A 14,309-nucleotide genomic window follows, 5' to 3' on the forward strand; every position below is an offset into this window, starting at 1 on the left:
ACGCTCAAATTAGACATTTGAGTCATTTTTTATACCAATTGAATTTTAATAATTAATTATCAATGAATTACAAAAATATTCATGATAAAACCGCCCTCTGAATAGGTATAAAAATGGTATATAAAAATCTGGTAACAAATATTCGAAAATTAATAAATCATCAGGATATTTCGCTGGGTGATTGCTTACCATCAGAAATTCAGTTAGCAGAGCGTTTTGGCGCATCACGAATGACCGTCAGAAAAGCACTGGATGTCTTAATTCAAGATGGTTTACTGGAACGGCAACAAGGGCGAGGGACATTTATTATCGGGAAAGATCTTAAACATGATAATAATCATCTGAACAGTTTCACCGAACAGATGAAAATGCTCGGCAAGACACCACATACTGAAGTTTCTGAGTTCAAAATTATTAGGGCATCGCAAGACATTGCCAGTCAGTTAAACATCAATCAAGACGATAAAATATATTATATCAAACGATTACGTTATGCTGACAAACAGATTATTCAGATAGAAGAGAGCTATCTGCCGGTCTCTCTGATGCCGGATTTAACTTACCATCATCTTGAATCATCTAAATATGATTTTATTGAAAAACACGCTAATTATCAGATTGAAGGTTGCCGGCAGACATTTTTACCTATTGTCGCCAGTCAGGAGTTTGCCCTGCAACTCCATTGCGATCCACGTACCCTGCTGCTGCAATTACTCGCCGTATCCAATGGAACTGACGGAGTCGTGGTAGATTTTTCGGTGATAACTTTTAATCCGGTTGATTATAAAGTCAGTTACTATCTCAAACGCCATCCGCTAGATTAAAGGGTTGATTAGTGCATTAATCCTTTTTATCAGTAGATTAATGCACCAGAAGAAATATCAATAAGCCTAGCCCGGTAATAAACTACCCAAACCAATAAACAGCCCGGCGATTGTGGCACTCATCAGATTAGATAATGTTGCCGCCAGCAGTGCACGGAATCCTAAGCGCGCAATTTCAGATGATCTTTCGGGTGCAACAGCACTGAAAGCGCCCACCACGACAGCAATTGAGCCAAAGTTGGCAAAACCACACAACGCAAAAGAGATAACTGCAATCGTTTTTACATCTAATGTCGCTATGGTTTCTTTCAGATAAGGAGAGAAACTTAAATAGGCTACGAACTCATTAATGGCTAATTTCTGGCCGATAAAACCACCCGCCAGTGAAGCATGTTCCCAGGATACGCCCATAATATAAGCCAGAGGCGAGAACACATAACCAAGAATACTTTCCAGACTGAGCTGTTCGAAACCAAAGATGCCACCAATACCACCAATAATGCCGTTAATTAACGCAATCAATGCAACAAACGCCATCACGACGGTGGCAACCCCGACCGCAATTTTCAATCCCAGCATCGCGCCACTGGCTGCCGCTTCAATAATACTGGCAGGGCGTTTGTCACTAAATGTCATCTCGTTGAATTCAACTTTTGACTCTTCTGTCGCCGGGCTGATAATACGCGCAAATAATATCCCGCCAGGGATAGCCATTAACGAAGCAGCCAATAAATATTCAATCGGGACCCCAAGCCCGGCATAGCCCACCAACATAGAACCTGCAATGGACGCCATACCGCTACAGATGACGGTAAACAGTTCATTGCTGTTCATCTTATTAATAAAGGGTTTAACCACCGCTGGGATCTCATTCTGACCAAGGAAGATAGTGGTGACAGCGGCAAATGACTCTACTTTACTGATACCGAGTAACTTTTGAAATATAGAACCGAGAATATTAATTAGCCATCCCATAATGCCGAGATAATAAAGAATAGAAATTAATGAAGTGATGAAAATAATGGCCGGCAAGACATGAAAAGCAAAAACAAAACCGGCGCCATCAAATAACTCATTCATTTTTGGGCTAACTAAACCACCAAAAATAAATGCGCTACCTGCGTCACTATATGAAATAACCCTATTCACTGTATTAGCAATCGAAGAGATAAACCACTTTCCAGCAGGAACATAGAGCATGACTGCACCCAATGTTATTTGCAATAATAATGCAGCCCCAACGGTCCGTAATCTTATCTTTCTTTTATTTACTGAAAAAACATAGGCGATAAACAATAAAATGCACATCCCCGCCAAACTACGCAATAAATCCATAAATCCCCCGAAGTACCTCGAAGTTCCTATATAGATAGCTCATGCTCGAAAAGGTGCCCCTCGGACAACAAATGTGTCAGGGCACCTCAAAGATATGAGCAAGTATTTTGTAATAAGGACAATATTTAAAGCGTGTTACCGTTCTTTATTAAATAATGCTCTGATAGGAGCAGGCAATTTTGGCAGCTAACTGCGCATTATTAAATACCAACTGTATGTTAGCGTTTAAACTGTCACCACCGGTTAATTCAGCTACTCTGGCCAACAGGAATGGCGTACTTTCTTTACCAATAACCCCCTGCTCTTCTGATTCTTTTACTGCCTGATTAATGGCAGCGTTGATCATCTCTTCGGGTAAAGCATATTGTGGTGGGATGGGGTTGGCAACAACCATTCCTCCACGCAGGCCAATACTCCATTTGGCATTCATTGCTGCCGCAATTTGCTCAGCACTGTCTAAGGTAATACTGACCTCAAACGGGCTGGTCCGACAGAAAAAAGCGGGCAGTGACCGAGTCTGATAACCAATAACTGGCACCCCATTAGTTTCCAGATATTCCATGGTTAGACCTAAGTCCAAAATAGATTTAGCGCCGGCGCAAACCACCGTGACATTAGTTTTCGCCAACTCCTGTAAATCGGCGGAAATATCAAATGTGGTGGCAGCACCACGGTGTACACCACCAATACCGCCGGTCGCAAAAACCTTAATCTTCGCCATTTGTGCAATAATCATGGTGGAAGCCACGGTTGTGGCACCATGTTGTCCATTTGCTATCACAAAAGGCAAATCACGGCGGCTGACTTTCATAATGCTATGGCCTTCCTTGCCCAGCAATTCTATTTCGTCACGGGATAGGCCCGCTTTCATTCGGCCGTTTATAACGGCAATAGTGGCAGGCACAGCGCCATTCTCACGAATTTTCTGCTCTACCAGTAACGCTGTTTCTACATTTTGTGGGTAAGGCATCCCATGAGAAATAATGGTAGATTCTAATGCGACGACGGCTTTATTTTGCGCCAAAGCCTGTGCAACCTCTGGTGATATATCTAAATAAGATTGTGCCATTGCGTTATTTGTCATGGTTGTAATTCCAATAGTTTTTTAACACTGCCATTTGACAGATTGGGGTTATTAGTCAGTTCCGAAGAGAGCGTTAATGCTGAGCACCCTTGAGCAAAACGGATACTCTCAGCAAATTCCATGTCATCCAGCCAGCAACTTGCTAAACCAGACATCATCGCGTCTCCGGCCCCGGTAACATTCACAATGTTGATATTCAGTGGCAATGACCAGCCAACCTGGCCATCAATTTCACTGAAATAAACCCCCTCTTTTCCCATACTTAATGCCAGGCGCTGGACGCCTTGTTGGTGAAACCAGTGCGCCACCACCGGAATATCATCGTGGCTGTTAATTTTAATGCCACTGAGTATCTCTGCTTCCAGACGATTAGGTTTCAGCGTGTGAATATGGGATAACCAGTTTTTAATTCTGGGTGCTTTGAATGCTGAAACCGTATCGACGAATACAGGAACATTACCGGCATTGGTAAATATCCATGAGAGGGCTTCTTCGGTTAAATTACAGTCGACGACTAATATTCCCGCGTGTTGAATTATCTCTTTGGTGGTTGCTAATAATGACGGCGTTAGTTTTTCTAATATGCGCATATCATTAATCGCCACCAACATTTCGCCACCATCATCGAGTAACGAAACATAAGTAGAGGTATTTTCACCGTGCAAACTGTGGCAATTACTGACATTGACACCGGCGCGTTTAGCCTCATCAATCAGGGTCGCACCATAAAAATCATCACCCACCACCGAGATGAGATGGCACTCTTTGCCTAATAGCGCAATATTTTCAGCAATATTTCGCCCAACACCGCCTGGGGTGCATTTTATTTTCCCTGGGTTGGAATCTTCATAAATGAGCTTACTGGCTGCATAACCACAAACATCCATATTTACCGAGCCAACCACCACCACATAACTGTGCTCAGATAATATATATCCCTTTCCTTTGATATAACCTTTTTGCATTAAATTCATAATGTGACCCGCCACCCCCGAGCGACTAATGCCTAGAATATCGGCAATTTCTTGCTGGGGGATCAATGGATCTCGTCTCAGAAGCTGCAATATTTGTTTTTCTCGGCTGGTCATAATGGACACTTGTTTGTTTTTAAACATGTGCTTGTTTTATTATTTTGACTAAATAGAGTAAAGCGTATTTTATTACTCTATTTCAAAGTTGAGAGAACGATCGTAAGCGTGTTTTCAAGCAGTTACAGCACATTTTCTGTGAGGTAACTCAAGTTCTTCCGATAGGAAAATAAGTTTTAAATAGTAATATTCTTACAGGAAGGATATTCCACTAAAAATAAAGATAGATAATCAAGAGGATAACAATACACACAGAAGCAACCCAACAAGTGTTTGGTTGCCTATTTTTGGGGAGGTAAATTGATGAATAGCCATAAACGCGTTACATCGAATAATGATCTATTTCACACTTAAAGGCAGATGCTTCACAGGGAGGTTAACCAGAGAAAAAAATAAAACGACAGCAGCAGCAGCCAAATGTCGTTTTACTGTATATGTTCTGTCTGGTGTAAATTAGCTACGCACTAAATCGTCGCCATAGCCAACCCACTTATAGGTTGTCAATGCATCCAACCCCATCGGGCCACGGGCATGAAGTTTTTGCGTACTTACTGCCACTTCAGCGCCTAAACCAAACTGGCCGCCATCGGTGAAACGGGTGCTGGCATTGACATAAACTGCCGATGAATCCACCGCACGGACAAAATGTTCCGCGCTACTGAGTGAGCGGGTCAGAATAGCATCAGAATGGCTGGTGCCATGCTCGCGAATATGGTCAATAGCAGCATTGATATTAGCCACAATCTCCACATTCAAATCCAGAGATAACCATTCATCGTCATAATCAGCAGCTTCAACAGCCACTACCTTGGCCTTACCTTCGGTCAGATACGGCAGCGCCTGCGGGCTGGCATGCAGTGTCACGCCAAAGGCATGCATTCGGGTACTGAGTACAGGCAGGAAGCGCTCTGCAATGGCTTGATGAACCAGCAAGGTTTCCAATGAGTTACACGCACTTGGCCGCTGAACTTTGGCGTTTTCAATCACTAATAACGCTTTCTCAAAATCAGCACTTTCATCCACAAAGGTATGGCAAACCCCAATCCCACCGGTAATCACCGGAATGGTTGATTGCTCACGGCACAGTTTATGTAAACCAGCCCCCCCCCGTGGAATCAACATATCGACATAGCGATCCATACGCAGTAACTGATTAACCAATTCCCGATCAGGGCTTTCAATCGCCTGCACTGCCGCCGCGGGTAAGCCGCACTGTTCCAGTGCCTGCTGGATAACCTTCACGGTTGCCTGATTAGTGTGATGAGTCTCTTTGCCACCCCGCAAAATCACGGCATTGCCGGTTTTCAAGCAGAGGCTGGCGACATCGATCGTAACGTTAGGACGCGCTTCATAAATGACACCAATCACCCCCAGAGGCACACGGCGGCGTTCCAGCTTTAAGCCACTGTCGAGTAGGCTGCCATCAATAACGCGGCCCACAGGGTCATTTAGGCGGCATACCTGACGCACATCATTAGCAATAGCCGCTAAGCGTGCCGGGGTCAATAACAGCCGATCGAGCAGCGCCTCACTCATGCCCGTGTCACGTGCAGCCTGCATATCTTGCTCGTTGGCATGCAAAATAGCCTGACTTTCAGATTCCAACAGGTTAGCTATTACTGCCAGCACCTGATTTTTCTCTGCCGTGCTCAACATTGCCAACTGCCAGGAAGCCTGTTTGGCGGCTTTCCCCATCTGTTCCAGCATGCTCATGCTCGCTCCTTAGCTGACAATCATATCGTCACGATGAACCGCCACCGGGCCATATTCGTACCCGAGGATTTCACTGATTTGTTGCGAGTGATGCCCCGCTAACATGCGCAGCGCATCGCTGTTATAGCGTGATACACCGTGGGCCAAATCCCGCCCGCCAAGATTGCGGATCCGGATCACTTCACCACGGGAGAAATCCCCTTGAACACTGCGAATACCTTTGGGCAGCAGCGAACTGCCGCGCTCCATAATAGCGGCTACAGCCCCATCATCGACCGTAATTTCACCGGCTGGCGGTGCACCAAAAATCCAGCGTTTACGGTTTTCCAACGGGGTTTCCAGTGCATGGAAGCGGGTACCAACCGGCGTGCCATCAATCACATTCGCAATAACACCGGACTGACTGCCCGCGGCAATAATCACGTCAATACCGGCGCGGCAGGCAACATCTGCTGCTTGCAGTTTAGTGGCCATACCACCAGTGCCAAGGCCTGAGACACTATCGCCAGCAACTCCGCGCAAAGCATCATCGATACCATGCACTTCGCGAATAAGCTCAGCTTCAGGATTGTTACGCGGATCAGCCGTGTATAACCCCGCCTGATCGGTCAGTAACAGTAGCTTATCGGCACCGGCAAGAATGGCCGCCAGTGCCGAGAGATTATCGTTATCGCCTACTTTGATTTCAGCGGTGGCGACAGCATCATTCTCATTGATTACCGGCACGATGCGGTTATCCAGCAAGGCATTCATGGTGTCACGGGCATTGAGAAAACGCTCTCTGTCTTCCAAATCAGCACGGGTCAGTAACATCTGACCGATATGGATGCCATAGATGGAAAACAGTTGCTCCCAGAGCTGGATTAGCCGGCTTTGCCCGACTGCGGCTAACAGTTGCTTTGAGGCAATAGTGGCAGGCAATTCTGGATAACCCAAGTGTTCACGCCCGGCCGCAATCGCCCCGGAGGTGACAATAACAATACGATGACCTTTTGCGTGTTGCTGGGCACATTGGCGCACCAGTTCAACAATATGGGCACGGTTAAGACGACGGGAACCGCCGGTCAGAACACTCGTCCCCAATTTCACAACCAATGTCTGGCTGCCACTCATAATTTTTCTGCCATTGGGATGAATAAAAGAAACAATATATACCCAAAGTAATTGGAGTTGCAGTATGGCTGCCAGCGAACTCATCCCGATGAGCTTATTCATGTAAGAACAAATGTGACTCGGGTGAATGAACCTAGCTAACAACCCTGCGGCTCTAAGTACGAAGGGGATGGGTCTTTGTAGCAGGCGGGAGGCATAATGCCAACAGTCAGAATGAGAAATTCCCCCTTTTATTGTGCTAAAGGGGGAATATTCTATTTAATTAGGCATTAACAAACAGACTTCTAAGCGGACAGCTTAATCGGCTGATCGCTAAAATGCTGCGCTGGCTCCAATCTCATTTCAATTGAAGTCAACATCTCAGCAAGGCGTTTATGGAAACCACGCAGCGTGGTCTCCAGTTTCTCTTGTATTTCAGGATCTTTAATCTTTTCCGCTTTCCAACTGCCTTCTTTATTAAACAGGCCGAACTGGTAAACGTAAGTAAAATGGTCTTCTGCCGGTTCCAACTCTATCCACCAGCCCCAAAACTCACGTTTCTCGGGGGCAAGCTTCACATTGACGCAAACAGCTAAACAGTCAAAGAAAAAATGGTCACTCTGGCACTGCCCTTCACGCAGATATGGTCCTAAAGCGGCAAAACGTTTCATAAGCTTACTTTTAGGATGAGCACTGGTCGACGTCATTCTTAAATCTCCTTATATAGACGATCCTTTTTAGCAAACTGTTAAAAATTAGCAACTCATTAACGCATTTTATCTTCTAACCACTCACTGGCTTGCAATAATGCACGGTGGAAATTGTCGTACAGCGGCGTTGATGATATAGGTAATAGCTTGCCATCCGCCGAGGAAGAACAGATTAACTTCGCCTCTTCTTTTGGGCTGAAGGGATCATTTTCCCAGTAGCCCGCCAACATAGGTGTTTGGCAACGCCGCCCCAGCAACCCCTGTGTTTTCAGCGAATAGCGGTTCATTTCTGTTCTAAGCGTTTCATCTGCCGCATCAGCCATTCCCAATCGGCTGGCCATAACATCCATATACATATCTGGCACCTGGCGCTGGCTGTCAGCGTTACACAGAAGATGATGCACAATCGGCCCAAGGCATGCCACAGCACGCACCCGCTGTGGCTCTAAATACCCCAGGCGCACCGCTACGTTGGCACCGAAACGGAAACCGAAAACACTGACTCGCTGATGATCAACCCAAGGGATATCCGGCAATGCCTGCAAGACTTGCTGATGCAGATAACTGGTGTCCTGCGTTAACTTCCAACGCGACGAAGCCCCTACCGATGGCATGTCCACCGTTAACATGGCTATCCCTTTCGGGGCCAGATAGTCACGGAACAGGCGATGATAGTCACTTTGCAATGTATCCAACCCACCGCACATCAATACCGTTGGGAATGGCGCACTGCCAACAGTCGGCATATGCAGGAACCCCGCCAGCGTACCGCCATCTGAAATCGCGAAATTAAGCTCTTTCAGGTTATACGGCAGGTGCTCAGCGGCGGCTTCATAGGCGCGGTTTGATAACACCTCGACTTGCTCGGCCAGCTCATCACCTTTCAGATGTGGGTAACCCGCAATGCTGTATAAATTGGCCGCATTTAACCAGTATTGACCCGCATTCATCGGGTCGGCCTCTTCCATGGCTTTTTGCTGCCACAGCATCCCCTGATGGGCCCACTCATAAATCCAGTTACCATTGCGATAGCCCACCACGGTATCTAGCAGTTCGTTATCGCTGTGTTCTGCCTTTGAACAGGCAATGCGTGACAACACTTCTTCTATTTCAAGAGGATCAACACCGCGCCAGGTCCATATCAAACGGTTGATCATCCGATACCAATGGCTGGTGGTATCACCGTCCAAGGCAGAATGTACCGTCATAGGATGGTTGCAGTGAGCATGCCGCACGAGAGTTGAGGTTTCAGGATGTTTGAACTTTGGTTTAAACAGAATTTCAGAGAGGTTGGCTTGTGCCATGGTAACGATAGCCTCCATAAGCCGTGATTCAGGCCCGATAAGGGCTGGTCAGATGGAGTCAAGTGTACTCATACTGCGGAGAAAATGAAACGCCCGGAGCTGACCAGGCGTTTAAAGCCAACTAAATTACTTACCGCTTAAAGGAGCAACAAAGGTTACAGCCATATCCCACGGCTGCTCAATCCAGGTGCCCTGAGGAATATCAACTACATAATCATCAACTAATGGGCGACCAGCAGGTTTGGCGAAAATAGTAACAAAGTGTGCTTTCGGATACATCTCACGGATAGCTTTCGCAGTACCGCCGGTATCAACCAAATCATCAATCACAATAAAGCCTTCGCCGTCACCTTCAGCACGTTTCAGGACTTTAAGCTCGCCTTGGTTATCATGGTTATAGCTGGCGATGCAAACGGTGTCGACATAACGAATACCCAGCTCACGCGCCAGAATACCCGCTGGCACCAAACCACCACGGCTTACCGCAATAATCCCTTTCCATTGATCGGCTGGCAGTAAACGCTGTGCCAGCTTGCGGGCGTGAATTTGCAACATATCCCAGGTAACGACGTATTTTTCGCTCATAAAGTGTAATCCCAGCCAGTAAAGGAGTGGCTTGCCATGTATCAGAAGGGGAAAAAAGGTTGCGCGAGATTATAGTGAGCCAGCCGGATAAAAACCAGCAATTATCAGGTTAATTAATCGGGTCTAATGCGGTAATTGTGCGGCGAAACGCGCGTAATGCCGATGAAAGTGATATTCTCAAACCATCTCGCCATTCCGATGGCGGTTTGTCACTACCCTTAAAATCTTTAGTCATCAACCCGATAGCATCTCTGACATCTTCATCCTGAGGTTGCCGATATGAGCATGCTGTTACAGGAGACTTACAGTGTCTGAACTGTCTCAACTTTCGCCTCAGCCGTTGTGGGATATTTTCGCAAAAATCTGCTCAATCCCCCATCCGTCTTACCATGAAGAAGCACTGGCGCAGCACATTATGACGTGGGCCAAAGAAAAAGGTCTGCACGCTGAGCGTGACAAGGTCGGTAATATCTTGCTGCGTAAGCCTGCTACCAAAGGGATGGAGAACCGTAAGCCAGTTGCGCTGCAAGCCCATCTGGATATGGTGCCGCAGAAGAATAATGATACGGTACATGACTTTACCAAAGATCCTATCCAACCATATATCGACGGTGAATGGGTTAAAGCCCGTGGCACCACATTGGGTGCTGATAACGGCATTGGTATGGCTTCTGCGCTGGCCGTATTGTCTGATGACAGCGTTGAACATGGCCCACTGGAAGTGTTACTGACCATGACCGAAGAAGCCGGTATGGATGGTGCCTTCGGCCTGCAACCTAATTGGTTGAAAGCCGATATTCTGATTAATACCGATTCTGAACAGGAAGGTGAAATCTATATGGGTTGCGCTGGTGGTATTGATTTTATCACCACTCTGGCCCTGAAGCGCGAAGCCGTTCCTGCTGGGTTCCAAACCCTGAAACTGACCTTAAAAGGCCTTAAAGGTGGTCACTCCGGTGCGGATATCCATTTAGGTTTAGGCAATGCCAACAAGCTGCTGGCCCGCTTCCTGTTTGAACATGCAAAAGATCTGGATCTGCGCGTATTGGATCTTAATGGCGGTACATTGCGTAATGCTATCCCGCGTGAGGGTTCGGTTTTCCTGGCGGTTAGTGCAGATAAAGTCGATCAATTGAAAAGCCTTAGTCAGGCGTATCTGGCAACGTTGAAAAACGAGCTGGCGGCGGTGGAAAAAAATCTGGCACTCCTGCTCGAACCGGTATCCACTGAGACAAAAGCGCTGACTAAAGACACACAACAGCGTTTAGTGGCACTGCTGAATGCCACACCAAACGGTGTAATTCGCATGAGCGATGCCGTTAAAGGCGTGGTTGAGACCTCACTGAATGTCGGTGTGGTTACCATGAATGAGAACGAAGCAGAAATCATCTGTCTGATTCGCTCCCTGATCGACAGCGGCAAAGATTACGTGGTGAGCATGCTGACGGCAATTGGTCAGTTGGCTGGTGCACAAACGCTACCGAAAGGCGGTTACCCTGGCTGGCAGCCGGACCCAACCTCTCCTGTCATGGCATTGGTGCGGGAAACCTACCAACAACTGTTCAACAAAACGCCGAACATTATGGTTATCCACGCAGGTCTGGAGTGTGGATTATTCAAAAAACCTTACCCGGATATGGATATGGTGTCGATTGGGCCAACCATGACCGGCCCACATTCACCGGATGAACAAGTTCATATCGAAAGCGTTGGTCAATATTGGCAGTTACTGACCGCCCTGCTAAAAGCCATTCCAGAACGGGCATAAACAAATCTGATTGATCTTTATATGATAACGGCGGTGCTTCGACCCGCCGTTTTTTATTGCATATACTATTCCCAACTAAGCAATAATTGCCGCTCAAGTTGTGGATCCAGTAAAGTGACATGTAGCCCTACCAAGCGAACTCCCCGCCCGGCTCGCCGTTCATTCCATGCAGTGCGCGCCACTTGTAGCAGATCAGTCTTATTCAGTTCCGGCCAGACATGCTCCTGCGTAGTTTGTTGAAAATCATGAAATTTCAATTTAATACCCTGACGCGCAATATGCAGATCCGGCCTCACTTTGCGTAATCGAGTTTCCAGCTCAATATAAAGCTGTTCAATCAATGCCTCACAACTTTCCCAGTCATGAATATCTTCCGCCAGCGTTCTTTCAACACCGACCGATTTACGCAATCTGTCCGGGGATATTTCACGCTCATCAATACCGTGGCTACGCTCCCACAACACATGACCGAATTTGCCAAAACGCTTTAATAGTTCAGCCTGCGGATAATTTTGTACCTCGCCGCAAGTAACCAACCCGAGTTCTTGTAAACGTTTAGCGGTCACTTTCCCCACGCCAGGGATCTTACTCAGCGGCAAATCATGCAGGAAAGGCTGAATCTGATTAGGTGTGATGACATATTGACCATTTGGTTTGTTCAGATCTGACGCAATTTTGGCCAGAAACTTTATCGGGGCAATACCGGCGGAAGCGGTCAGGCTCAGTTCATCAGAAATGGCTTGACGGATTTCCTGAGCAATTAAAGTGGCAGAACCACTGCATGCGGAGCAATCAGAAACATCCAGATAGGCCTCATCCAGCGAGAGCGGCTCAATCAGCGGGGTATAGCGAGCGAAAATTTCACGGATATGCAGCGACGCCTCTTTATAAGCCGCCATTCTGCCAGGAATAACTTTAAGCTGTGGGCAGAGTTTAAGTGCCATCGCCGTTGGCATAGCACTACGAACACCATAACGTCTGGCAGGGTAATTGGCCGTACTGATCACTCCACGCCGATCGCGGCTGCCGCCAATCGCGATGGGAATATCACGCAAACTGGGATCGTCGCGCATTTCCACTGCCGCGAAGAAACAATCCATATCGACATGAATAATCTTACGCATGTTATCTTTCCCCAACCAAACCACTGTATAAGGATACAGTTAAATCGGAAAAATTCAAGATTATCCTAATCCTCAACCCGCCTCAGATTGCTTATCGCAGGCTAGCCTGCTATCTGTTTACGCAGCTCTCTCATATATATCAGCAAGTCCCGCCGATAAAGCTGGCTAGACCGCCTAAATCCACATTACCTCTCGAAAGAATCACACCACCCGTTTGCCGCGCAGATCTAACTGATCACCAAACGCAACGGCTGCCTACAGGCAACCGCTGGGTTCAACCACAATCTTCATTTAGTGGTCGCTAAAAATAGAACTCTTCAATGACTTATCTTGCTGATGCCGTTCTAACGCCAGTTCAATCAGTGTTGTGATCAACTCTGTAGAGCCGACACCCGTGGCGCGCCAGAGTTTGGGGTACATACTGATATTAGTGAAACCAGGTAGTGTATTGATTTCATTTATAATAACGGTTTTTTCTGGTGTTAAAAAGACATCTACCCGTGCCAGACCACGGCATTCAAGCGTACGAAACGCGGCTAATGCTACTGCGCGAATATTGTCGCTGGCTGCACTGTCTATCACTGCAGGGATAACCACCTGAGCACCAGTTTCATTAATATACTTGGTATCGTAGGAGTAAAATTCATCACTGACGATCACTTCACCACACAGGCTAGCTCGAGGGTTATCATTACCCAGTACCGCACATTCAATCTCGCGCCCAACAATAGCTGATTCAACTAATACCTTATGGTCAAAATCAAACGCGAGCGTAACAGCCTGCTGGTATTCAGCCGCATTGCGTACTTTACTCACCCCAACCGAGGAACCTTGATTTGCCGGCTTGATAAATAAAGGTAAGCCAAGTTTTGCCGTTATCTGCTCAAAACTGTAATTATCTTTATTTGTCCGTGTCAGCGTAATAAAGGGGGCAATATTCAACCCGGCATCACGCAGTAACCGCTTGGTGAGATCTTTATCCATGCTGACCGCAGATCCCAGCACGCTGGATCCAACGAAGGGGATATTGGCCATGCGCAGCAAGCCTTGCAAAGAACCATCCTCGCCTAATGTACCGTGTACTATCGGGAAAATAACATCCAGTTGCGCCAATGCTGTGGCATTATCCGCCGCAATCAGTTGCTGGCGCTCTTGACCGGGAATCAACGCTACATTTCTGTTTGAGTGATTCAGGGAAATCAGCGCTGGATTCTCTGCATTTAACAAATAGCTGGATGCATCGTTAACATGCCATTTCCCCTGTTTATCAATACCCAGTAGCGTGACATCAAACTTTTCCTTATCAATCGCCTCTACGATGTTTTTGGCCGACTGCAACGACACTTCATGCTCAGCCGATTTACCACCAAAAATCACACCAACCCGCAATTTCGACACACAGTATTCCTTCTTAAAATCTGGCACTTAAAGGTGCAACAACCCAGTGAAATCTCACCTCACACTAATACAATCTTTGTCTGCTTAACTAATGGTTTTTAAGATTTATACAGAATTTTCTCACTCCGCGACAGGTAATAAACATCATCAATATCAGTATGTAATTCTATCATTGATGAATACTCCCCTATTTATTCATATCAAGATAACCACCGCGAGAAGTCATAATTATCCTAATCAAAACACCAACTAATTACGTATATAACAGAATTGAATACTGTTAT

General features: G+C 46.5%; 12 protein-coding genes. 2 read left to right on the forward strand and 10 right to left on the reverse strand.

Annotated elements, in window-relative coordinates; all coding sequences use genetic code 11:
• The first annotated feature begins 113 nt into the window (after positions 1-113).
• Positions 114-824, forward strand: coding sequence for a GntR family transcriptional regulator (locus V2A85_RS16790; protein ID WP_083160109.1), 711 nt, complete (start codon positions 114-116; stop codon positions 822-824).
• 66 nt (positions 825-890) lie between these two features.
• Here the strand turns inward: V2A85_RS16790 and V2A85_RS16795 are convergent, their stop codons facing one another.
• From V2A85_RS16795 to gpt, 8 genes are all read right to left on the reverse strand, one after another.
• Positions 891-2,159, reverse strand: coding sequence for a NupC/NupG family nucleoside CNT transporter (locus tag V2A85_RS16795; protein ID WP_372558162.1), 1,269 nt, complete (start codon positions 2,157-2,159; stop codon positions 891-893).
• Between the two features lie 148 nt (positions 2,160-2,307).
• Complete coding sequence (locus V2A85_RS16800) at positions 2,308-3,243, reverse strand: pseudouridine-5'-phosphate glycosidase (RefSeq protein ID WP_372558161.1); 936 nt, start codon at positions 3,241-3,243, stop codon at positions 2,308-2,310.
• Positions 3,240-4,331, reverse strand: coding sequence for a PfkB family carbohydrate kinase (locus V2A85_RS16805; RefSeq protein WP_420071890.1), 1,092 nt, complete (start codon positions 4,329-4,331; stop codon positions 3,240-3,242). Before V2A85_RS16805 ends, V2A85_RS16800 begins: the two co-directional genes overlap by 4 nt.
• Positions 4,332-4,784: 453 nt before the next feature.
• Positions 4,785-6,038, reverse strand: coding sequence for a glutamate-5-semialdehyde dehydrogenase (gene proA, locus V2A85_RS16810; protein ID WP_372559837.1), 1,254 nt, complete (start codon positions 6,036-6,038; stop codon positions 4,785-4,787).
• A gap of 15 nt (positions 6,039-6,053) precedes the next feature.
• Complete coding sequence (gene proB, locus V2A85_RS16815; RefSeq protein ID WP_083163836.1) at positions 6,054-7,157, reverse strand: glutamate 5-kinase; 1,104 nt, start codon at positions 7,155-7,157, stop codon at positions 6,054-6,056.
• 284 nt (positions 7,158-7,441) lie between these two features.
• Positions 7,442-7,843 (reverse strand): sigma factor-binding protein Crl, encoded by a 402-nt coding sequence (gene crl / locus V2A85_RS16820; RefSeq protein ID WP_372558159.1) that lies wholly within the window; start codon positions 7,841-7,843, stop codon positions 7,442-7,444.
• A gap of 59 nt (positions 7,844-7,902) precedes the next feature.
• On the reverse strand, positions 7,903-9,150 hold the full coding sequence (frsA, locus tag V2A85_RS16825; protein ID WP_372558158.1) for an esterase FrsA: 1,248 nt from the start codon (positions 9,148-9,150) through the stop codon (positions 7,903-7,905).
• 126 nt (positions 9,151-9,276) lie between these two features.
• Positions 9,277-9,735: a xanthine phosphoribosyltransferase gene (gene gpt / locus V2A85_RS16830; protein WP_083160123.1), complete on the reverse strand. Its 459-nt coding sequence runs from the start codon at positions 9,733-9,735 to the stop codon at positions 9,277-9,279.
• Between the two features lie 307 nt (positions 9,736-10,042).
• Here gpt and pepD point away from each other — a divergent pair, with 307 nt between their 5' ends.
• On the forward strand, positions 10,043-11,503 hold the full coding sequence (gene pepD, locus V2A85_RS16835) for a beta-Ala-His dipeptidase (RefSeq protein WP_372558157.1): 1,461 nt from the start codon (positions 10,043-10,045) through the stop codon (positions 11,501-11,503).
• A 65-nt stretch (positions 11,504-11,568) separates the two neighbouring features.
• Here pepD and dinB read toward each other — a convergent pair whose 3' ends face one another.
• Both dinB and ddlA read right to left on the reverse strand, forming a co-directional pair.
• Positions 11,569-12,627 (reverse strand): DNA polymerase IV, encoded by a 1,059-nt coding sequence (gene dinB, locus V2A85_RS16840; protein ID WP_083160127.1) that lies wholly within the window; start codon positions 12,625-12,627, stop codon positions 11,569-11,571.
• Between the two features lie 291 nt (positions 12,628-12,918).
• Positions 12,919-14,025, reverse strand: coding sequence for a D-alanine--D-alanine ligase (gene ddlA / locus V2A85_RS16845; RefSeq protein WP_420071891.1), 1,107 nt, complete (start codon positions 14,023-14,025; stop codon positions 12,919-12,921).
• Between the last annotated feature and the right edge of the window lie 284 nt (positions 14,026-14,309).

This window comes from Yersinia sp. 1252 StPb PI (assembly GCF_048593885.1).
In the GTDB taxonomy this organism is placed as follows: Bacteria; Pseudomonadota; Gammaproteobacteria; order Enterobacterales; family Enterobacteriaceae; genus Yersinia; species Yersinia enterocolitica_E.

Excerpts from the sequence above, each read along its gene's own strand:
- proB (WP_083163836.1), bottom strand. The coding sequence starts at position 7,157 with ATGAGTGGCAGCCAGACATTGGTTGTGAAATTGGGGACGAGTGTTCTG.
- crl (WP_372558159.1), bottom strand. The coding sequence starts at position 7,843 with ATGACGTCGACCAGTGCTCATCCTAAAAGTAAGCTTATGAAACGTTTT.
- V2A85_RS16795 (WP_372558162.1), bottom strand. The coding sequence starts at position 2,159 with ATGGATTTATTGCGTAGTTTGGCGGGGATGTGCATTTTATTGTTTATC.
- V2A85_RS16805 (WP_420071890.1), bottom strand. The coding sequence starts at position 4,331 with ATGACCAGCCGAGAAAAACAAATATTGCAGCTTCTGAGACGAGATCCA.
- dinB (WP_083160127.1), bottom strand. The coding sequence starts at position 12,627 with ATGCGTAAGATTATTCATGTCGATATGGATTGTTTCTTCGCGGCAGTG.
- V2A85_RS16790 (WP_083160109.1), top strand. The coding sequence starts at position 114 with ATGGTATATAAAAATCTGGTAACAAATATTCGAAAATTAATAAATCAT.
- proA (WP_372559837.1), bottom strand. The coding sequence starts at position 6,038 with ATGCTGGAACAGATGGGGAAAGCCGCCAAACAGGCTTCCTGGCAGTTG.
- gpt (WP_083160123.1), bottom strand. The coding sequence starts at position 9,735 with ATGAGCGAAAAATACGTCGTTACCTGGGATATGTTGCAAATTCACGCC.
- V2A85_RS16800 (WP_372558161.1), bottom strand. The coding sequence starts at position 3,243 with ATGACAAATAACGCAATGGCACAATCTTATTTAGATATATCACCAGAG.
- frsA (WP_372558158.1), bottom strand. The coding sequence starts at position 9,150 with ATGGCACAAGCCAACCTCTCTGAAATTCTGTTTAAACCAAAGTTCAAA.